This is a genomic window from Streptomyces sp. NPDC057474, assembly GCF_042802555.1.
Taxonomy (GTDB): Bacteria; Actinomycetota; Actinomycetes; order Streptomycetales; family Streptomycetaceae; genus Streptomyces.
The window spans coordinates 58,968-78,711 of the sequence record NZ_JBHVDX010000017.1 but is presented as its reverse complement, the minus strand read 5'-3'; the positions used below and the strand labels follow the sequence as shown (position 1 = coordinate 78,711).

Below are 19,744 nucleotides of genomic sequence, written 5' to 3'. Positions count from 1 at the left end.
GTGCGTGACGAGCACAGGAGACCGTTTCCTCCATGGCAGCCAACCGCCGCCCCACCCTGGCCGACGTCGCCCGAGAAGTGGGCGTCAGCGCCAAAACCGTCTCCCGCGTCCTCAACGAGGACGGCCCCGCCTCGGCCCAGACCCGGGAACAGGTCCTGGCCGCCGTGGCCAAGCTCGGCTTCCAACCGAACCTCATGGCCCGCAACATCCGCGTCGGCGGACCGGACACCACCGTCGGACTGGTCATCCCCGACCTCGGCAACCCCTTCTTCGGAGCCGTGGCCCGCGCCATCGAGGACACCGTCCGCGAACGCGGACTGACACTGCTCATGGGCTCCTCCGCGGACGACCCCGACCGCGAACGCGCCCTGACGGACAAGTTCCTCGCCCGCCGCATCAGCATCCTGATGGTCGTGCCGTCCGTCGGCGCCGACCACTCCCACCTCAAGTCCCCCCGCGCCGCCGGCCTGCCCGTCGTCTTCCTCGACCGCCCGGGATCGGGCCTGGCCACGGACAGCGTCGTCAGCACCAACCGCGCGGGCGCCCACGACGGCGTGGCCCACCTGGTCGCCCACGGCCACCGGCGCATCGGCTTCATCGGTGACCTCCCCACCAAGCTCTACACCCGCCGCGAACGCCTGGCCGGCTACCGCTCCGCCCTCCAGGAAGCCGGACTCCCCGCCGACCGCTCCCTCGTCACCAACGCCCACGACCAGCACGGGGCCTCCGGCGCCACCTCCCAACTCCTGGGCCTGGCCGATCCTCCCACCGCCCTGTTCGCCGGCAACAACATCGTCGCGCTGGGCATCGTCACCGAACTCGCCCGCACCGGCCGGAAGGACATCGCCGTCGTCGCCTTCGACGACGTGGCCCTCGCCGAGGCACTCGAACCGGCCTTGAGCGTCGTCGCCCAGGACCCCGAGGAAATCGGCAGGACCGCGGCGGCCACCGCTCTGGATCGCCTGGACGGGGACCGCTCGCGCGCCCGAACCATCACGGTCCCCACCCGCCTCATCATCCGGGGGTCGGGGGAGCGGCCTGCTCCGGTGCTGCGGGAGGCGTGACCAGGGAGGCGGTGTCCGGACACGCCGGCTGGGGCCCCCTTTCGCGGGCTCCGGCCGCGTGCTGGTGAGCACGCACCATCGTGGAGTCCACCGAGACCGCCCGAAATCGCGGACGGCTTCCTCATACGGGGCGCGCTCCCGCTTCGTGGCGCGTCTGCGGCGGGTCAGCGGGCGAGGGAGACGGCGAAGGGCTTGAAGCCGTGTCGGCGCAGGATGTGGGGCACGACCAGGATCATGGCCTCGGTGGCGCGGGCTGTGGTGATGTCCCCGAGGTCCTCGATCCATGCGGGCTGCCAGCCCAGGTCGCCCAGCAGGCCGGTGACGGTCTTCTTCGCGTGTTCGTCGTTGCCCGAGACATAGACGGTCGGCGGGGTGGTCAGGATTTCGGGGGCGGTCATGACCATGAACAACAGCCGGCCGACGCTCCCCGGCATCCGCCACCGCCTCCTCGGCCGCGATCAGCTCGTTGTCGCCGTCCGACCCGGCCACCCACTCACCGAAGGTCCGCTGACCATCGAGCGCTACGCGGCCGCCGAACACCTCATCGTCTCGAGGCGCGGACGCCTGCGCGACCCGATCGACGACGCCCTGACCGCGTGCGGGCACGAGCGCCACGTCGTCGCCGCCGGGCCCACCGTCGCCTTCGCGCTGCAACTCGCCCCGGACACCGACCTGGTGCTCACCCTCCCCGACGCGGTCACCCGCGCGTCCCGGGACCAACTCGGCCTCATCACACTGCCCCTGCCCCTCCAGATGCCCGCCGTCCCGCTGTACCTGCTGTGGCACCAGCGCTACGACGACGACCGCGCCCACACCTGGCTGCGCGACCTGGCCGCCGAAACCGTCCAGGCACTGTTCGCACCACCGGCCGCCCCCTGACAGGCCCTCACCTTCCGAACGGGCAGTGATGACACCTGGGGCGGACAGAGATGCCCCGTTCGCGCGCGTGACGCGGAGGCCGCTGCGCAGCCGCCCAGGGACAGGAAGCCGGAGGCGGCCGTGTTCGGCTTGCCGGGTCGCACCGACACGGTCATCAGGCGGGCGACGCGTCCGTCGATGAAGCCGCGGCGGGTGTAGTCCGCGATCCAGCCGCACCGGCCCGCACCGCTGGCCACGCTCGCCAGTCAGGACAACCAGATCACCGATGCGGCCGCGCGCATCCAACTCCGCCTCGGCGCCGACGAACGCTGGTACCCCTTCACCGACTGCCACGGCACCTGGCGGCCCGCCCGCGGCGCCTCAGCCAACCCGGCCACCGCCTACAGGGCCGCTCGCTCGCCGGGACCTGCGCGACCGGTAGTCGAATGCCCCAGCCGCAGGCATCGCTCCTCAACTTCCCTGGAACTCTTACGCCTTCCCGCCGTAGGAGCCGTAGAAGGCGTGCGACTGGCCACAGGGGCTCGCCAGAGGGTTCGTGGACAAACCCCCGAGCCTTGGCAGTTGCCCCGTCGGTTGTGCCGTCAGTGGTAGGCGTGGACGACGGCGTGGCCCTTGCCGCGACCGATCATCCACTTGTTCACCGGCGTGGTGATCAGGAAGGCGACCGCGAACCCGCCAAGGAGGGCCGACCAGAACAGTCCGTCGTCGAGATGGGCGTCCATCGCTCCCGGGGTGAGGGCGATGATCGCGTTGTCGACCAGCTCCATCACCGCGATCGAGACCGTGTCGGCGGCCAGGGCCACCTTGATCGCGCTCTTCCAGTCCAGACCGGCCCGCCGCACCGCGAACAGGGTGAACGAGTAGCCGAACACGAACGCGAGCGTGATGGCCAGAACCATGGTCGGCACGTTGCCCCACAGCAGGGCGGTGCCGATGACCATGCCGAGGATCTCGCCGATGGCGCACCCGGTCAGGCAGTGCAGCGTCGCCTTCGCCGCCATGGGCCAGGACGCGCCGCCGTGTCCCCCATGGGACGTCCCATGGCCGGAGTGGCCGGAGTGGCCGGAGTGGCCGTGGTGGTCGTGATGGCCTGCGCTGGTGGCGGCGTGGTCGTGCGCGGCGCCGTCGTGGTGAGCGCTGTGGTCCATGCCCTTTCATCCCCTTTCTCGTCCATGACGACCTGTCCCTCGGTTCACCGGCAGGCTATACCCGTGGGGGGTATATGGCGAGCTTGCTCGGCTATTTCGTTCCGGATGCCACGCGTACCCCTCTGAGTCGGATCCTCGACTGCTACGTACTAAGCAGGTACGTAGCAGTCGACGAGCGGTGAGCCGGACTCCGGGTCCCGCGAAGGGTGGCGACGTGACGGGACACCTTCTTGGCTGGACGCTGGTGGTGCTGGGCGCGGGAGTGGCCGTCGGGAACCTCGTGCGTATGGCACTGGTCAGCGGCTGGGCCCGGTTCGAAGCGGGGGCCGAGGTCGTGATGGGCGGGGGAATGGCCGTGATGGCCGCGCCTCCGACGGCGGTTCTCTACGGGACGTACGGCATGTGGTGGGCGGCGGTGTTCGCAGTGCTCTGTCTCGGGGGCGTGGCCCTGTCCGTACGGCATGCCACCCGAAGCGGCGTGCGCCATCTGCGGCACGCCGCCCATCCGGTGATCGGCAGCGCCGCCATGGTGCTGATGACGCTGGCCATGCCCGGCGCCACATCGGGACCGACGCTCGCCTTGGCCGGTTCTTCCGGGCACGGACACGGGGCCATGGCCGGGATGGAGAGCACGAACGCCCACGGCGTGACCGAGGCCGCCGCCACCTCGGGCTCCGCGCTCCTGTGGCGCGTTGCCTTCTGGGCCCTGGCCGCCTACTTCCTCTTCTTCGTGGCTCTGGCCGCACGTGCCCGGATGCGGGAGTCGGGCGGATCACCCGCTCTGGCCGCCCCGAAGGCCCGCCACCGCCGAGCGGCCCGTGCCCCCGGGATGCTCTCCGCACCGAACGCGCGCCTGGCCGGCCACATCGGCATGGGCGGCTCGATGGCGACGATGCTGCTGATGATGACCGCCTGAAGGCGAAGGTCTCTCGACGGACCGGCTGTTCGCATCAATCCGCCGGCTCCGGCGCGCGGACAGGCTCGCCCCCTGTTGCCGATGGCCCCACTCGTCCCGCCACGCTGAGGTTCACCTCCATCGTCACGTCCTCGCGGTCGCGCCGCACCAACCTCGGAAGAATGCGTCAGCCAATGCCGAGCGGCGGACCAGCGCGGCCGGGCGGTCCTTGCTCGCTCCCAGGCCGTCCTCCATCAGCGCGGCGGCGTACGCCTCACGGCTGCGCACCGGCGAGTACAGCCACGCGCGGCCCTGCTTGCCCCGCAGCAACCAGCCCTTGTTGTAGAGGATGTTGGTGACGGTCATCACCGTGGTGTACGCGACCGGACGGGTCTTGTTGAGGTCGTCCACGACCTCGCGCACCGTCGCCGGACGGTTCCACGTCCAGAGGCGGTCCATGATCTCCGCCTCCAAGTCCCCCCCAGCCGTCGCATGGCCCTGACTCCTTTTCGCCGCCGACGCGCAACTGAATACGCAAGGGCATAGTAGATCGCGGTCAGTGCAGGTGAGGGCCCCCGGCCGTCTGGCTTGCCGCGCGGTACGAGGGCCCAGGCCGCCCATACCGCTCGTGGCCGCCGCGAGGGCGCAGACGGTGAAGGCGTCCGTGAAACCGCCGACGGAGCCGGACTCGAAGCCGGACGCGGTGATCGTGGAGACAACCGCCATGACGACCCAACCGCCCACCTCGTGGAAGGTGTTGACGACGCCGGAGGGGAGGCCGGCCTCGTGGTGGTCCATCACGAAGCCGGCACGGCGGGGGTGGCGGTGGCGGTGGCGGTGCCGAGGCCGACGGGGCCACGACAAAGCCGGGCAACGACCCCGTGCACACGCTGACTTCGGCGGACAGCCGGGTAATCGGCACGGATCCCAGGGCGGCGATCGCCATGCCGGCCACGCCGACGGTTCGGCGGCCGATGCGTGGCATCGTTGATGCCGGACGCCGCTACGCGGCTCAGGAGGTCCGGGTGTGGTGGTCCAGCAAGCGGATGAGCAACTGCACGAGCTGGTCGCGTTCGGCCGGACTCAGCGGCGCGAGCAGTTCGTCGTGGAGGTCGTCCAGGACCTTGTCGAGACGGGGTAGGTAACGGCGGCCTTGGGGCGAGATGGTGATGATGTTGCGGCGCCGGTCGTCGGGATCCGGCGCGCGCTCGACAAGGTCACGCTCGGCCAGTTCGTTGAGCACGCCGACCATGTCGCTGCGGTAGATGCCGGTGCGCTCGCTCAGCGCCGCTTGGCTCCCCGGACCGATGTCCTGCAGTGAGGCGAGCACGGCGTAGTGCCACTTGCGGGCGTCGACCTGGGCCAGCCCTTCGTTGATCAGCCGGTCCGACCGCACGGACACCTGCGACAACAGTCGGCTCGCCCGTCGTCGCAGCCTGTCGGGTGTCTTGCGCGCGCCGACGTCGACGTGGGGCACGTTCCCGGCTTCGTCTCTGATCACGGCGGCCATCCTATGCATTGCGTTAGTGCGACTAACGATATACGTTCACTCGCGCCGAAAACGTTAGTGCGACGAACGTTTGTCGAGTGAACTCCAAGGAAGGAAGCTCTTGCCCACCAGGACACTGCAGGTCCCCACCACGGACGGCCAGGCCGACGCCTTCGCCGCCATCCCCGACCACGGCGAGCGGCACCCAGGGGTGCTGATGTACGCGGACGGCTTCGGCATCCGGCCCGTGCTGCGGGAGATGGCCCGCGAACTGGCCGGGCACGGGTACTACGTGCTCGTCCCCAACCTCTTCTACCGGCACGGCCCGGCACCGGTGATCGAACTTCCCGAGCACATCGGAGAAGAGGTCCGGCCCGCGGTCATGGCCCAGCTGATGCCCTTGATCGAGGCGCACACCGCCGAACGTGTCCTGAGCGACGCCGACGCCTACCTCGGATTCCTCACCACCCAGCCCGAGGTCGCCGCCGGACCGGTCGCCGTGACCGGCTACTGCATAGGCGGCCTCCTGGCGATGCGCACCGCTGCGGCCCACCCCGGCCAGGTGGCCGCCGTCGCCGGATTCCACGGCCCCGTGGGCGCCGACGGGCCCGACGGCCTGCACCGCCTTCTCGCCAAGCTCACCGCCCAGGTCCACCTCGGCCACGCCGAAACCGACATGACGCCCGAGGCCCTCGGCGAGCTCAACCAGGCGCTCGATGCCACAGGTGTCGACTACACCTCCGAGATCTACCCCGGCACCGTCCACGGCTTCACCATGTCCGACACCGACGCCTTCAACCCCTCCGCACTGCAGCGCCACTGGGACCGCCTGCTCCCCCTCCTCGGCCGCACCCTGGCCAACAGCTGACGCTCCGGCCCCGGAAACCAAACCCGAAGTGCACGGCTCCGCGGCCCGTAGCTCACACGCCGGCCGAAGAGCAGCGGACGGGACCTGGGGATCGTGGTCGTGCGCCGCAAACGCGTGTACCCGGTGACAGCTTCCTCAACGACGAGTCTGCACCGCGCCGGCCGTCCCTTGCGCAAGGTCTTCCTGTGGGACGGGGGTAGCGGCCTGGCCGTAGCCCGTCCGTGCGGCCGTCCCCGCCCAGCGGGCTGGAGTCGACGTTCAGGTGTGGGTCGTACGCCTCGGGCTGAACGCCGAGTTCATGGGTGGAGTATTCGCCGAGCGGCGGATGCGCTTGGCCAGGTACGGTGAGATGTGGGCCGGATCCTCGGGGTCGATGAGGTGGCCCTGCTCCTCACCACCAGCTGCAGGGCGTCGGAGGGGCACAGCGGGAAGCGTGAGCAGCGCGCCGATCGTCGTGCACAGCCGCCCTGTATTCCACAGCCGTCGACGCACTGGCCGCGCGGCCGCTCGCGGACGACGCTTGACGGCCGCGGGACCTACTTGCACGGGCCTGGCTGACTGTCCTGACCAGGCAAGGTGGCCGCATTGTGTGATGTTGCGGAGACTCGGGGAAGAAGTTGCGGCAGCCGATGGGAGGTTGTCGTGGAGGGTGGAGATCTGGAACTGGGCGAGTTGCTGGCCGCTGCGGAGGCGGCGCCGCCCAGTGAGTCTGTCGATGTGGTAGCACACGATCTGCAGAAGCGGTTCGGTGCGGAGCGTGTGTCCTTCCTGTTCGTCGACCTCATCGGTCAGCGGCTGGTACGGCTCGCCGCGGCCGGCGAAGAGGTTGCGGAGCATGCCGAGCCGATCGCTCTGCAGGGCAGCGTCTACGACAGTGTTCTGCGGAGTCAGCGCCAGCATGTGGAACCGGACGGCCAGGGCGGCCGACGGGTCATCACGCCGGTCACCAACCGCGGTGACTGCATCGGCGTCCTGGAGGTGACCCTGCAGTCCGCCGACGACGCCGTGATCCGGCAGGTCCGCGACGCGGCGCACGCGCTGGCCTACATCATCGTCACGGACGGCCGTTTCACCGATCTCTACCACCTGGGCCGGCGCACCACCGAGACCAGCCTGGCCGCGGAGATCCAGCACCAGTTGCTTCCCTCGGCTTCCTGCTGCGAGGCGGCTCAGTTCACCCTCGCCGCGGGGCTGGTCCCGGCCGACGACATCGGTGGTGACACCTACGACTACACCCTCGACAGTGACACCCTGCACCTGTCCATCACCGACGCCATGGGCCACGACACGAACTCCGCTCTGCTGGCCACGTTGCTGGTCGGCGCGCTGCGGCGGGCACGCCGCAGCGGCTGTGACGCCCTCAAGCAAGCCAACCACGCCCACCAGGCCATGCTGCGCCACAGCCGGGGCCTGGCCACCGGACAGCTGCTGTGCGTCGACCTCGCAACAGGCCTGTGTGAACTGGTCAACGCCGGCCATCCCTGGCCACTGCGGCTGCGCGACGGCACCGTCGAGGAGGTCGAACTCGCCGTCAACCTGCCCTTCGGTGTGGCGGCACCCACCCCCTACCGCGTACAGGAACTGCAACTACGCCCCGGAGACCGCCTGATTCTGGTCACTGACGGGATGCAGGACCGCGGCGCCGCGGCCGCCGATCTGGTGTCGGTCGTTCACGAAACCCGCGCGCTGCATCCAAGAGAAGCTGTCAGAAGCCTGACCGCCGCGGTGCTTGACGCCTGCCATGGCAACCTCAAGGACGACGCCACGGTCCTGATACTGGACTGGCACGGCAACCATGACCGGTCGACCGAAACCGGATCGGGACCGCAACGATGAGCCGCCTGCCGCCTGCCGCCTGCCGCCTGCCGCCTGCCGCCTGCCGCCTGCCGCCTGCCGCCTGCCGCCCGGCACCGGTGCGCCCACCACATCCTTGACGGCGCCATCGTCAGGGCTCCCTGCGGGACTTGGTCGTCCACCTCGGACGTATGCTGCGCCGCTGTGGCGAGGCCGCACGGGCGCTCACCCAAGCACGGACGTCCGCGGGCGGCACCAGCGGGGAGAAGACCAGCCGCCTTGCCGAGCCCACCGCGCAGGACGACGAGACGACCTGCACACCTTCGCCTACGAGGCGATGTGCGCCGCCGGTCTTCAGCTTGCCCGCCTGGCAGGGATCGTCTTGAGAGCCGAGGACCTCATCGCAGCCCGCCAGGTGCCCCAGCAAATCAGCCTGAACGCCTGCTTGCCCATCACGGGGCGCCCCGAGCATGGAGCGCACACAGATCCCGCCGGTGGGCGGCGACTTCCTGCGTCTGCGGGCATGCGCCGCCGCGGACGTCGCTAGGGGGTGGGCTTGCGTAGGTGAAGGTGAGCGACGACCTGTTTGCCGGTTTTCAGGGCGATGGTCTGTACCTGGTCGCACAGCCGGGTGACCAGGTACAGACCGTGTCCGCCGACGCGGCGGGCGTCGTGTGCTCGCACTTCGGGCGGGCGAGGGGAACTGTCACGCACGGCGATGCGCAGCAGGGCGGCATCAGGTGCCACTTCCAGCGCCAGGGCGCCCGGCCCGGGTGCGTGGCGCAGCGCATTGGTGACCAGCTCACTGACGATGAGTTGGGCGTCCTGGTTCGGCCGTTGGCCGGGGTCGTGGCCGGCCTGGGCCAGCAGTGTGCGTACGGCCGTGCGGGCGTCAGCGATCGATGCGTCTGCCGTGTCCCAGGCGGCGCTGTATCGCAGGGGCGCTGCGGCTTCCTGTTCATCCGATGCCCGATGTTCAAGCGGGGTGACCATAGAACTCTTCCCGTGGGTCGTTCCTTGTCGTTCATCATGAGTTGCCGGTATCGCGTAATTCGCTTACCCGCTGTCGTCCTGTTCATGGGGCACCCAGCGGTCCTGGCTGATCGGTGCGGGGCGTGTGGCGGCGATCGTGAACTGTTCGAGCGTGTCGCTGACAGTCGGCACCTGGCTGACGGCCGACCGCGGGGGAGCGAGGAGAACGAGGCCCCGGCTGCCGGCCGCGTGGGAGTGCCGGGTAACGAGGAGTGTGCCTGTGCTGGTCTCCTCCGTGGTCAAGCAGGGCAGCGGCGGCGAGGCGGTGCTGATCGGCACCACCGTCTTCGACGCCCGGGACCACCGCGCCTACGACGAGGAACTCCTGCGCGGCCGGAGAGCCGCCGAAGAAGCACGCAAACAGGCGGAGGCCGACCGCGCCCGCCTTCAGGATGCGCTCGCCGTGCTCCAGCAGTCACTGCTGCCCGCCACCCTGCCGCCGGTGCCCGGAGTGGAGACGGCCGCCCATCACCACACAGCCTCCCCCCGCCGGCTCGGCGGCGACTTCGAGGAAGGTCGCCGTCCGACTCGCGCCCGGCGGTCACCCCCGGTCCTCGTCCTGCGCGCAGATGCCACAGCCGACTTCCTGCCCACCCCTGGCAGGTTCCTCGTCGGTGTCCTGGCCTCCCACACACTGCGCGTGCTGCGCATCGTCGGCCTCGACCAGCTCTTTCCTCTCCACCCCGACAGCCACTCCGTCACTCGGTCCTGACTCCAGCGGCGTTCTGCATCTACGCGGCCAACCCTGGAGGGCAGGGGAGAGGCGCGGCAGGGACAGAGCGCGTCCGAAGGACCGCCTGCACCGTGCAGCGGTCACCTCCGAACGCCAAGGAGCCAGCCACGCGTGAGCGACGATAAACACCCGGGGTGCGATAGGCGTGTGGCACCCGCCGCAGCAGATCGAGGGCCTTCCCGGATCTTTTCCGGGGAGGCCCTCGAACGGTGCAACACGTCAGTGCTTGAAGGCGTCCTTGGCCTTTTCCTTGGCCTCACGGGCATCGCCCGTGCTCTTCTGCGCCTGCCCCTCGGCGGCCATGCGGTCGTTGCCGAGGGCCCTTCCCAAAGCCTCCTTGGCCTTTCCCTCGGCCTGCTCGATCTTCGCCTTGGCCTTTTCGCCGGCAGTCATGGAACATGCCTCCTCGTAGCCTTTGGTGCCGCTGTCGCGGTAAAGCCGCGTGTGCCCTAAACGCGCCTTCACAAACAAGGAACTTCCCAGGAATGGAGAAGCATTGGCAGGGCAGACGGAGCCGCAGGAGGTTGATAACTATGGTTGCCCTGCTTCTAGTTCTGCTTCTCGCGGTGATCCTTTTCGGCGCAGGCTTTGCCCTCAAGATTCTGTGGTGGGTGGCCCTCGCCGTGCTGGTGCTGTGGCTGCTGGGCTTCGTGATGCGCTCCACCACCACCGGCGGTGGCCGAGGCCGCTGGTATCGATGGTGACGTAACCCGCACCACATCCCACGTAGGGCCCGGCCGTCACGACAGCCGGGCCCTACGAGTGGGCCCGTCGCGTATGCATTGCGGCCGCCCACGTTTCCGCCCCGCGTTCCGGGTTAGGGGATGCCATGACCAGTACGCAAGAACCGTCCGAGCTGACTCCCCGAATCCCCGAACAGGCCGGCACACCGTCCGTGGAGCACCGCGTCGCGCGGCTACGTCGACGTCTGGAGCGCCTGATAGGGGTCGCGGCGACCGAGGGGAACGCGCTCACCCCTTTGCGTAACGGAGATGAGATCTTCGCTGCGATGCTGGACGCGATCCGCCGCGCCGGCCACACGGTGGACATGATGACATTCGTGTACTGGAGGGGAGACATCGCCCGCGAGTTCGCCCAGGCGCTGGCGGAGCGGGCCCGCGCCGGTGTGCGGGTGCGGCTGCTGCTGGACGGGTTCGGCAGCCGGCTGATCGAGACCGAGCAACTGGAAACCATGGAACAGGCCGGAGTGCAGGTGGCCTGGTTCCGCAAGCCGCTGTACCTCTCCCCGCTCAAACAGAACCACCGCTGTCACCGAAAGGTCCTCGTCGTCGATGAGGAGACCGCGTTCACCGGCGGTGTGGGCATCGCTCAGGAATGGTGCGGCAACGCGCGCAACGAGAACGAGTGGCGCGACACGCACGTCGAGGTCCGCGGGCCCGCGGTGGACGGAATGGCCGCCGCGTTCGCGCAGAACTGGGCCGAATGCCACGACGAACTCTTCGATGAACGGGACCGGTTCGTCGAGCACCGCCCGCAGGGCAACGCGATCGTGCAGGTGGTGCGCGGCTCGGCCAGCATCGGCTGGCAGGACATGCAGACCCTGATCCGCGTCATGCTGGAATCCGCCGAGGAACGCTTCCGCCTGGCCACCGCCTACTTCTCGCCGGACGCGTACTTCGTCGAGCTGCTGTGCGCCGCCACCCGGCGCGGGGTCGGGGTGGAGATCCTGCTGCCGGGCCCACACACCGACAAACGCGTCTGCCAGTTGGCCGGCCAGCACCACTACGAGGACCTCATCGCCTGCGGAGTGAAGATCTACCAGTACCAGCCGACGATGATGCATGCCAAGGTCATCACCGTCGACCGCGTCGCCACTCTGATCGGCTCGACCAACTTCAACCGCCGCTCCCTCGATCACGACGAGGAGATCATGCTCGCCGTCCTCGACGAGAAGTTCACCGCCACCCTCGACGAACACTTCGAAGCGGACATCACGGTGAGCGAACCGATCCAGTCCGGCCGCTGGAAGAGACGCTCCGTCGTGCAGAGAGCCCGGGAAGCAGCCGTGCAGCCCGTCCGCCGGTTCCTGTGACCTGCCCGCCCACCACTCGGCCGGCCCAGGGGCGCCCGCACGCCCAACGCCCACGACACGCCGCCGCCGAACCCGATCGACGCCGAAACCCTCGCATGGACCACCAACGGCCCGCAGCACACCGGCCTGACCTGACCCGGTCGGCACACACATTCGTGGTGCCGCGCCAGATCTCCCAGGACACCGGCATCAAGCTGCACGCTGTTCGCCGAGACGGTGATCGGCTGGGAGTTCGGCCAGTTGCTCACGACGCCGGTCGCCCGGCAGCCACGATGCAGTGGCCGCCGCCACATCCGACGAGCACGGCGGGGCCGGCGGACAGCTTGCCCGACGGTGGAGTAGCAGGGCATCACGTAGTCCAGGCCGATGAGTTGGAGGACCCGCAGCACGCGTTCCTGTGACCCCGGCGACACGCAACCAGCCCCTGGCACACCTCGCCCTGCACCGGGCGGAGACGAGGAGATCGGAACCGCCGAAGTCGGCGGATGGAGCGCGCGGGAAGGATGGGGTGGTGGGAGCTGCCCACCCGCCGACCCGCGGCCGAGCAGGGGATGACGACGCTCGCGTTGACCGACCGGGACACCGCCGCGGGCGCGGTCCGTTTCGCGCCACCGCGCAAGGTCCGGGCTCGTGAATACCGGTCCACGGCGGGGCGTTCGTCATGGAGCCGCCGCAGCTGATCCGTCCCGTGCCGTTGATGGACCGACGCGTTCCTCACCATGGTCACTCGGCACCGGTGAACCGACGGTAATTCGGCCGCGGCGGGGTATTGGGATGTCGATCTGCCCCCGTTGAGTGAGAGAGAGCCGAGGATGACCGACGACGCCTACCTGTTCCTGCTCGACGACGCATCCGCGCCGCTCGGCGTGGCCCCCGCCGCCGTCGATGATCTCGCGTGCATGGAGACTCCCGCGGTGCGCGCGTGGCTGGACGCTCATGGAAGCACGCCGACCTCCCCGTACCTGCGCCTGCTGCCACCGGAGGAGACAGCGGCCATCCCCGAGGGAGCGGAACGGCTGCCCGTCCCGCTGAGCGATGAGGAACTGAGCCGGGTCCGTCACCTGATGGCACCGGAGCCGTTCGCCCAGGTCGAGGAGGAGTTGCTCGCCTACCGTGACTGCGCGGACGGTCGGGACGGCCTGATCGCACGGGCACTGGCCGTCGGCGTGCCACCGCACCGCATCGTCGAACTGACCGGGGTGGATCCCGCGACGGTGACTGCTGCGGCGGACCGCTGACGAGCGGCTGCGCAACGCCTACGCCGACACCATCGGAGCCCTGGGCGTGGACGAGAAACCCTGCCGGGCGTTCGGTCCTGGCCGGCTCATCCTCCAGGGTAGTTGCGAGCAGGTGGCGCGCTGCCGCGAACCCTGTGACGGCGGCGCGCTCGCCGGTGGCGCCGCGCTGCACACACCCTGGCTGACGCTGCCTCCGACGTCGGCCGTCTCCACAACCTCACCGTCACTTGCCGATACACCAGTCGTCCACGCCAACAGAAGGTCACTTCCACGACATCCCTCAGGACGAAGTCACCGCCACCGTTCAGGATGTAGTCAAGACCGTGGAGTCATGCGGAGCCGTGGTGTCAGGACCCCTTGGCGTGCCCTGGCCGACGAGACGCCGGAACACGGAAACCGGCTCCTCACCGCGGAGGGGCCGTGTTGGCCGGTGAAGATCCCGGTCACGGCGGATGACAAGGCGGTGGCGGCCCTGCCCTGCGACGTCGCGGTGGAGATCTTCGAGGCCCGTGACGCGCTGTCGATATTCATGCCGGGCAACCTTTCAATGGCCGCGCGATCCGCACACGCCGCGCCATTTTGCGGGCGGCGGCGTCCGTCTTCGACGAGTTCGGCTACGAGGCGGCCACGGTCGGCGAGATTCTCGCCCGCGCCGAGGTGACCAAGGGCGCCATGTACTTCCATTTCCCAGTACGGCACCGCGCTCTCGCCAAGGTAGCGCCGCTCCCGCTCACGCGGCTCGGGCCTGCCGAAGCGGGGAGCGAACCGGGCAAGCGACCCGGCGGGCTCACTGTCAGGCGCCGGCTCGGACGAAGCGCAGGGTCGCTGTGATCGTGGCCAGGCCGCGCATCATGCCCAGCTGGTTCCAGCTGATGCCGAACTGATCGCGGTCCACGGTGAACTCGGCTTCCAGCGTGAGCCCTTCGGCGTTCGCCTCCTTCAGGCGTGCGGTGAAGGACCGCGACCTGCTGATGCCGCGCACGGTCAGCTGGCCGACGACCTGCACCGTGTCACTGTCCCGGAGTTCGGCGCTGCGAACCGCGAAGGTGATCTCAGGGTGGTGCTCGACGTCGAAGAAGTCGGCGGACCGCAGGTGCTCGTCGCGCTTGGCGCTCTTGGTGTCCAGGGAGGCGGCGTCGAGGGCCACGACACCGACTGCGGACCCGTCGGGCCGGACCTCGCCCTGGCCGCGGACGGCGCCGAAGGTGCCCTTCACGGTGACGAGGCCCCACATGGTCTTGTGCTGTAGGGCGACGGTCGAGGCGGTGGTGTCGAGCTGCCACAGTCCGGTCTCCACGGCGACGGTCATGGTCATTCTCCAGTCGGCTAGGTCGTCCAAATTTGCATGACTGACGCTAGCCCGTTATCCGAATTTGAACAACCCCCGTCTTCCAAAATTGGACAACAGCTACACTTGGCCCATGGCCGACCTCGACAAGCACCCTGCTCGCCTGTCCGAATGCCCGTCCGCGCAGGGGGACGGCCTGCTGCCCGCCGAGCTGCACGCCTGGATGCTTCTGCTGGCCGCGACGGGTGCGGTGGAGCAGCGGCTGCGCACGGTCGTGAAAGAGCGGCTCGGCGTCTCCCACGACGAGTTCCTGATCCTGTGTCTGCTTGCCGCGCAGCCCGAGGAGGGCCTGCGCATGACCCGCATCGCGGAACTCCTGGGTCGCCCCAAGACCCGGCTCACCTACCAGATCGCCTGCCTCAGCCACTCCGACCTCATCACCCGCGAGTCGGTGTGCGGCGACAAGCGGGGCATCCAGGTCGCTCTCACCGACAAGGCGCGGCGCCTGCTGAAGGAGGCCTCCGACTCGCTCGCCGAGACGGTCACCGACGCGCTCGGTCAGTTCATGGGTCCCGCCCAGCGCGAGGCGCTGCGCGGACTGCTGCCGGATCTCGTCGAAGAGCGTTCCGCCGAGACGCCGGGCCCGGCGCCCGCGTGAACTACGTCGGCCAGGTGGTTCACGAGGCGGCTGGCATCTGCCTGTGATCAGGCCGGTGAGCAACCCAAGACGTCGAGGCTGACGGAACCCGCCGTGGGAACAAGTGCGCAGACCGATAAGCCCTACGGGGTGTGTCCTTCCGCGTCGAGAGCGGTCAGGCACGCGGATGAGGTCGGGAATACCGAGCATGGCCTGGGCGAGGGCGAGTGCTGCCGCATGCCCCCGCGAGGTGGGGGCCGCTGCAGCTTCCCACCGGTGGTGCACTCCCGGCGGGGCTGTCGCTCTGGCGGGCCGCCGTCGACCGGTCGGCAGAAGCCGCCCAGGGCGCCAGTCACATAGGGGGGACGTGACGGGGCACTCGTGTACTCCCGACCAGTCAAGGGAGCAGAATCGTGATCGTTGCCGCAGTTGTTGGAGTGTGTGTGGTCCTGGCCGTGCTGGCCTTCTTCGTCCCGCGTCTCTCCCGTCACCCCGAACGCGGCACGCAGCGTTCGCTGGGCGCCGGATCGCGGGCCGGCGGCAAGGCGCCCGGCGTCCTGGGCAGGCTTTTCAGCAAGCCGTTCCGGACGAGTTCCCGCGCTGTGGGCCGTAGCGGCTCGGCCGGCCGCCGCACCCGTGGCCGTATGCCCTTCTGACCTCCGCGAGGCCATGCCGACCGGTGGGCGTGTCCGGGGCAGGTAAGCCTTCACCGTTTCGTGGTTGGCGCCGGATCCTGTCCCGGACAGTCGAGGGGCGCGCACCAATACTGAGTACACGGGCTTATACGGGAGTGGTGTGATGAACGCTGAACAGGCCGACAGGCTCCTGGACGGGCTGACCGTGGACACCAGTCGACAGGAGCGGCCGATCCTCCTGGACGGGACCGGCCGCCCCCTCAAGACCTGGCGCGAGAACCATCCGTACGACCGCAAGGTCGGCCGCACGGAGTACGAGCGGCTCAAGCGCGTCCTGCAGATCGAGTTGCTCAAGCTCCAGCGGTGGGTCAAGGACACCGGCGCACGCGTGATCGTGGTGTGTGAAGGGCGCGACGCGGCGGGCAAGGGCGGCACGATCCAACGCCTCACCGAGCGGCTCAACCCCCGTGGCGCACGAGTGGTGGCCCTGGACAAGCCCACCGAGCGGGAGACGGGTCAGTGGTACTTCCAGCGGTACATCGCACACCTGCCGACGGCCGGAGAAATCGTCTTCTTCGACCGTTCCTGGTACAACCGGGCCGGCGTGGAGCGCGTGATGGGCTACTGCTCGAAGGACCAGTACGAGCTGTTCCTCGAGCAGTGCCCGGCCTTCGAGCGGATGCTCGCCGACGACGGCATCCTGCTGGTCAAGTTCTGGTTCTCCGTGTCCCGCGCCGAGCAGCGCACCCGTTTCGCCATCCGGCAGGTCGACCCGGTGCGCCAGTGGAAACTCTCTCCCACCGACCTGGCCTCGCTGGACCAGTGGGACGACTACACCGAGGCCAAGGTCGACATGTTCCGCGCCACCGACACCGAAAGCGCCCCCTGGACCGTCGTCAAGAGCAACGACAAACGTCGCGCCCGGCTGGAAACCATGCGCAGTCTGTTGTCGCGCATGGACTACACCAGCAAGGATCTTGAGGCGGTCGGTACCCCCGACCCGCTCATCGTCGGCGCCGCCAACACCCTCCTGGAGCCCGGCGAGGAGGACACCACTCTTTCGCCCACTCCCTTGTCCCACCGCACCAGCGGGCCTGGCAACCACCCTGATCCACCTGACGACGAATCCACCTGACGACGAATCCACCTGACGACTGACCGCCGCAGTCGTCCGGCTGTACGGTTCTCCCGGCGGCAAGATCGCGTTCCTCGTCTGGCCGTACGAACGACAGGAGGAGACGTTCTCGATGGGGACCGTTGTGCACGTCCCGCAGACGCGGGACATGATCGGGGACGAGCTTTCCGGAGACGAGGCGCTCACCGCACTGAGGCACTACGGAGGCCGCCGACTGCTCCTCGACGCGTTCGCCCGGTTCCGCTACGCCGACGGCTTCACCAACTCCCGTTCGCTCGCGTTCCAAGTGGTCCTGGGCCTGGTGCCGTTCACCATCGCGCTGGTCGGGGTGGCCACCACGGTGCACACGGAGAGCGTGGGGCGGATCATCGAACTCACCCTGGGCCAGATCGTGCCGGGCGCCAGTGCGAGTCTGATCGAGGACGCTCTGGACGCCACCGCGCGCAGCGCCGGTTCCGGAGTCTGGAACGCCGTCGCCATGTGGCTGGGACTGGCCTTCGCCGTACTCAACCTCGCCTCGGCGATGGGGCAGGTCGAGCGAGGCGCCAACCGCATCTACGGCATCGAACGCGACCGGCCGTTCCTGACCAAGTACGGGCGGTCCCTGCTCCTCGCCCTCGCAGCGGGCATGCCGATGGTCCTGGGGTTCCTCGTGCTCGTCGCGGGGGACGCCGTCGGAAACGCGGTGGTGGAGGCCCTCGGCTGGCCCCGCGAGCTGCTCGACTGGTGGAGGCCCCTCGAAGTGCCACTGGGCGTGGTACTCGCCTGGGTCGCGTCGGCGGTGATCTTCCGCTGGGCTCCGCGCAGGGACCAGCCGGGCTACACATGGCTCGCGTTCGGCTCGGCGGTCCACCTGGTCCTGTGGATCACGGCCACGTGGCTGCTGGCGCTCTACGTTGCCAAGAGCGGATCATTCGGCGCCGTGTACGGACCGCTGACGGCGTTCGTCGCCCTGCTGCTGTGGGCCAACCTGACCGGCGTGGCGCTGTTCCTGGGCATCGCGTTCGCCGCGCAACTCGAAGCGGCCCGAGCCGGAATCACCGAGGCCGTGCAGCCGGATCCAGGACCGGGGCCGTGACCCGGCCCGTGAAAATTGGGCATCGCGAGGCTCCGACAGCGGCCAAGGGATGGACGGCCGGTGTTTCAGCAGCGAAGCCGGGCAGCAGCACTTCATGAAGCCCCAACCGCGTTTTACGTTGGCTGCGACCACTCTTGACGCACCGAACGCCCACAAGTTGGCGCAGTTCTACCAACGACTGCTCGGGTGGCCGATGCAGAGGGAGGAACCGGGCTGGGTGGAGATCGCACCGCCCGACGGCAGCGCCGGGCTGTCGTTCCAGACAGAGCCGCACTTCACCCGTCCGCAGTGGCCTTCCACCCGGTCCGAGCAGCAGATGATGATGCATCTGGACATCGAGGTGAACGATTTGCCGTCAGCCGCCGATCGAGCCCTTGCCCTGGGGGCGACCGTTGCGGACTTCCAGCCCCAGGCCGATGTACGCGTCCTGTGCGACCCGGCGGGCCACCCGTTCTGTCTCTTTGTGCGTACCGGTCCGAGTGCCTGACGGTTGGGTCACCCGGTGGTTCCGCAGTAGCCGATGAGGGCTGCGGCTACAGCGGCGAAGGCAGGGAAAGGCGTTCGGTTGTGCAGGCGTGCCGGGCTCTTTCGATCTTGGGTGCCGGATCCTCAACAATCGTTGTTTCCGGAAGATCTGCTGGGGGCTAGCCTCCTGAACATGGCTCAACCCACTCGACCCCTCCAGGTCATCACGCGGCTCGTTGACGGAAGCATCTGCGCCTATGAGCTGGCTGCCGATGTCTGGGGTGTGCTGTCGCCCGCCATGGTCTGTCGGCCGTCTGCCGAGGACGACGTCGTCGGCCACGCCGTTCCCGCTGATCTTCAGCGCGTCTACTACACGACCCTGAACGCGGTCGTGTGCGTGACGGCAGACGGGGCCGAGGTCTGGCGGTCGGAGTTCAAGCCGCAGTCGGACCAGCAGTTCGGACACCGGCCCAGCTGTGTGCTGTCGTTGGACGGACTTGTGGTCTGGGTCTACCGGCCTGACGCCATGGCCGGCCGTAACCGTTCCGACCAGTGGGTCGCCCTGGATGCCGGGACCGGAGCGGTCATCGCGCAGGCGGATCTGCAGACCGTCGGGCATGGCGGCCGGCAACTGTTGCACCAGGCGAGCGATCAGGTCCTGCTCGATGTGGGCGAGGGACAGGACGGCTCGGTCATCTACCGCGCGTCGGTGGCCGAGGGCCGGATGGATGTCTTCTGCTATCCCTGGAGCGACCGGTGCCTCATCGACCTGTCGCCCGATGGACGCCACTTCATGACTGTCGACCACGACCAAGCCGACATGGCCATCCACACTTACCCGGACGGCGAGGTGACGTTCACCCTCTCCGTCGATGCCTTCGGCCATGACCCGGACGAGATCTACGTGGAATGGAGCGGCGGCTACCTGAGCCTGGACAACGTCATCGTCACCCTCACCGGCGAAACCGAGGACGAGCAGGAGTGGTTCCGCCACTACCGCGTCGATGTGCGCTCCGGCCAGGTCCAAGCTGCGTTCGACGCGCACGGAGAGAATCCCTACGACATCCAGCCCCTCGGAGACGGATCCTGGCTCACAACAGATCCATCCGGTCACCCGATCCGCTGGACCGACTCATAGGAGACCCCGGGGCTTACCTGGTCGAACCATAACGCGTGTGCCTCATGACACCTTTCCTCGTGTCTCCGTACGCGATCGGTCGGTGGCATCCGCCGGGGTACGTGGGTGGGGCACGTTGGCGACTGGCCCCAGGTCGAGGCGCTTGCACGCCTACGACGGCCTCGGCCGCCTGACC

General features: G+C 68.9%; 20 protein-coding genes and 6 pseudogenes. 16 read left to right on the top strand and 10 right to left on the bottom strand.

Annotation, left to right across the window (positions count from 1 at the left end):
* Positions 1–32: 32 nt before the first annotated feature.
* On the top strand, positions 33–1,064 hold the full coding sequence (locus ACFU53_RS07590; protein ID WP_383987164.1) for a LacI family DNA-binding transcriptional regulator: 1,032 nt from the start codon (positions 33–35) through the stop codon (positions 1,062–1,064).
* 13 nt (positions 1,065–1,077) lie between these two features.
* Here the strand turns inward: ACFU53_RS07590 and ACFU53_RS07585 are convergent.
* Both ACFU53_RS07585 and ACFU53_RS07580 read right to left on the bottom strand, forming a co-directional pair.
* A pseudogene (locus ACFU53_RS07585) lies at positions 1,078–1,167 on the bottom strand (transposase); the annotation flags it as partial.
* Between the two features lie 61 nt (positions 1,168–1,228).
* A complete protein-coding gene (locus ACFU53_RS07580; protein ID WP_383987162.1) occupies positions 1,229–1,462 on the bottom strand; it encodes a hypothetical protein in 234 nt (77 codons plus the stop codon).
* 7 nt (positions 1,463–1,469) lie between these two features.
* Between ACFU53_RS07580 and ACFU53_RS07575 the strand changes: the two are divergent.
* Positions 1,470–1,943 (top strand): annotated as a pseudogene (locus tag ACFU53_RS07575) (LysR substrate-binding domain-containing protein); the annotation flags it as partial.
* Positions 1,944–2,041: 98 nt separating this feature from the next.
* Here the strand turns inward: ACFU53_RS07575 and ACFU53_RS07570 are convergent.
* Together ACFU53_RS07570 and ACFU53_RS07565 are read right to left on the bottom strand one after the other, a co-directional pair.
* Positions 2,042–2,149: pseudogene (locus ACFU53_RS07570) on the bottom strand (NAD-dependent epimerase); the annotation flags it as partial.
* A 375-nt stretch (positions 2,150–2,524) separates the two neighbouring features.
* A complete protein-coding gene (locus tag ACFU53_RS07565; protein ID WP_383987159.1) occupies positions 2,525–3,091 on the bottom strand; it encodes a DUF4396 domain-containing protein in 567 nt (188 codons plus the stop codon).
* A gap of 214 nt (positions 3,092–3,305) precedes the next feature.
* On the opposite strand from ACFU53_RS07565, the gene ACFU53_RS07560 reads away from it, so the two are divergent.
* On the top strand, positions 3,306–4,007 hold the full coding sequence (locus ACFU53_RS07560; RefSeq protein ID WP_383987156.1) for a DUF5134 domain-containing protein: 702 nt from the start codon (positions 3,306–3,308) through the stop codon (positions 4,005–4,007).
* Positions 4,008–4,193: 186 nt separating this feature from the next.
* On the opposite strand, the pseudogene ACFU53_RS07555 reads toward ACFU53_RS07560, so the two are convergent.
* Both ACFU53_RS07555 and ACFU53_RS07550 read right to left on the bottom strand, forming a co-directional pair.
* Positions 4,194–4,480, bottom strand: a pseudogene (locus tag ACFU53_RS07555) (BlaI/MecI/CopY family transcriptional regulator); the annotation flags it as partial.
* A 518-nt stretch (positions 4,481–4,998) separates the two neighbouring features.
* Positions 4,999–5,496, bottom strand: coding sequence for a MarR family winged helix-turn-helix transcriptional regulator (locus ACFU53_RS07550; protein WP_383987153.1), 498 nt, complete (start codon positions 5,494–5,496; stop codon positions 4,999–5,001).
* Positions 5,497–5,596: 100 nt separating this feature from the next.
* Here ACFU53_RS07550 and ACFU53_RS07545 point away from each other — a divergent pair, with 100 nt between their 5' ends.
* On the top strand, positions 5,597–6,343 hold the full coding sequence (locus ACFU53_RS07545; RefSeq protein ID WP_383987150.1) for a dienelactone hydrolase family protein: 747 nt from the start codon (positions 5,597–5,599) through the stop codon (positions 6,341–6,343).
* A gap of 258 nt (positions 6,344–6,601) precedes the next feature.
* Here the strand turns inward: ACFU53_RS07545 and ACFU53_RS07540 are convergent, their stop codons facing one another.
* Positions 6,602–6,766, bottom strand: a complete 165-nt coding sequence (locus tag ACFU53_RS07540) for a hypothetical protein (RefSeq protein WP_383987146.1) — start codon at positions 6,764–6,766, stop codon at positions 6,602–6,604.
* 219 nt (positions 6,767–6,985) lie between these two features.
* On the opposite strand from ACFU53_RS07540, the gene ACFU53_RS07535 reads away from it, so the two are divergent.
* On the top strand, positions 6,986–8,179 hold the full coding sequence (locus ACFU53_RS07535) for a PP2C family protein-serine/threonine phosphatase (RefSeq protein ID WP_383987143.1): 1,194 nt from the start codon (positions 6,986–6,988) through the stop codon (positions 8,177–8,179).
* A gap of 501 nt (positions 8,180–8,680) precedes the next feature.
* On the opposite strand, the gene ACFU53_RS07530 is transcribed toward ACFU53_RS07535, so the two are convergent.
* A complete protein-coding gene (locus ACFU53_RS07530) occupies positions 8,681–9,130 on the bottom strand; it encodes an ATP-binding protein (protein WP_383987141.1) in 450 nt (149 codons plus the stop codon).
* A 253-nt stretch (positions 9,131–9,383) separates the two neighbouring features.
* Here ACFU53_RS07530 and ACFU53_RS07525 point away from each other — a divergent pair.
* A pseudogene (locus ACFU53_RS07525) lies at positions 9,384–9,797 on the top strand (hypothetical protein); the annotation flags it as partial.
* 324 nt (positions 9,798–10,121) lie between these two features.
* On the opposite strand, the gene ACFU53_RS07520 reads toward ACFU53_RS07525, so the two are convergent.
* Positions 10,122–10,295: a CsbD family protein gene (locus ACFU53_RS07520; protein ID WP_383987138.1), complete on the bottom strand. Its 174-nt coding sequence runs from the start codon at positions 10,293–10,295 to the stop codon at positions 10,122–10,124.
* Between the two features lie 140 nt (positions 10,296–10,435).
* Between ACFU53_RS07520 and ACFU53_RS07515 the strand changes: the two genes are divergently transcribed.
* The 4 genes and pseudogenes from ACFU53_RS07515 to ACFU53_RS07500 form a co-directional block, all read left to right on the top strand.
* Positions 10,436–10,606: a hydrophobic protein gene (locus tag ACFU53_RS07515; RefSeq protein WP_383987135.1), complete on the top strand. Its 171-nt coding sequence runs from the start codon at positions 10,436–10,438 to the stop codon at positions 10,604–10,606.
* A 125-nt stretch (positions 10,607–10,731) separates the two neighbouring features.
* Positions 10,732–11,955, top strand: a complete 1,224-nt coding sequence (locus ACFU53_RS07510) for a phosphatidylserine/phosphatidylglycerophosphate/cardiolipin synthase family protein (RefSeq protein ID WP_383987132.1) — start codon at positions 10,732–10,734, stop codon at positions 11,953–11,955.
* 812 nt (positions 11,956–12,767) lie between these two features.
* Entirely contained in the window at positions 12,768–13,193 is a 426-nt protein-coding gene (locus tag ACFU53_RS07505) for a DUF6003 family protein (RefSeq protein ID WP_383987129.1), read from the top strand.
* Between the two features lie 525 nt (positions 13,194–13,718).
* A pseudogene (locus ACFU53_RS07500) lies at positions 13,719–13,884 on the top strand (TetR family transcriptional regulator); the annotation flags it as partial.
* 102 nt (positions 13,885–13,986) lie between these two features.
* Here the strand turns inward: ACFU53_RS07500 and ACFU53_RS07495 are convergent.
* The gene (locus tag ACFU53_RS07495; protein WP_383987126.1) at positions 13,987–14,502 is read right to left on the bottom strand and encodes a YceI family protein; all 516 of its coding nucleotides are present in this window, start codon (positions 14,500–14,502) and stop codon (positions 13,987–13,989) included.
* 112 nt (positions 14,503–14,614) lie between these two features.
* Between ACFU53_RS07495 and ACFU53_RS07490 the strand changes: the two genes are divergently transcribed.
* The 6 genes from ACFU53_RS07490 (at position 14,615) to ACFU53_RS07465 (ending at position 19,569) form a co-directional block, all read left to right on the top strand.
* The gene (locus ACFU53_RS07490; protein WP_383987123.1) at positions 14,615–15,139 is read left to right on the top strand and encodes a MarR family winged helix-turn-helix transcriptional regulator; all 525 of its coding nucleotides are present in this window, start codon (positions 14,615–14,617) and stop codon (positions 15,137–15,139) included.
* Between the two features lie 392 nt (positions 15,140–15,531).
* Complete coding sequence (locus tag ACFU53_RS07485) at positions 15,532–15,774, top strand: DUF6411 family protein (protein WP_383987120.1); 243 nt, start codon at positions 15,532–15,534, stop codon at positions 15,772–15,774.
* Positions 15,775–15,916: 142 nt separating this feature from the next.
* Complete coding sequence (gene ppk2, locus ACFU53_RS07480; protein ID WP_383987117.1) at positions 15,917–16,888, top strand: polyphosphate kinase 2; 972 nt, start codon at positions 15,917–15,919, stop codon at positions 16,886–16,888.
* Positions 16,889–17,000: 112 nt separating this feature from the next.
* Complete coding sequence (locus tag ACFU53_RS07475; RefSeq protein ID WP_383987114.1) at positions 17,001–17,966, top strand: YihY/virulence factor BrkB family protein; 966 nt, start codon at positions 17,001–17,003, stop codon at positions 17,964–17,966.
* Between the two features lie 49 nt (positions 17,967–18,015).
* Complete coding sequence (locus tag ACFU53_RS07470) at positions 18,016–18,453, top strand: VOC family protein (RefSeq protein ID WP_383987111.1); 438 nt, start codon at positions 18,016–18,018, stop codon at positions 18,451–18,453.
* A gap of 111 nt (positions 18,454–18,564) precedes the next feature.
* Entirely contained in the window at positions 18,565–19,569 is a 1,005-nt protein-coding gene (locus ACFU53_RS07465) for a hypothetical protein (RefSeq protein WP_383987108.1), read from the top strand.
* The last annotated feature ends 175 nt before the right edge of the window (positions 19,570–19,744 follow it).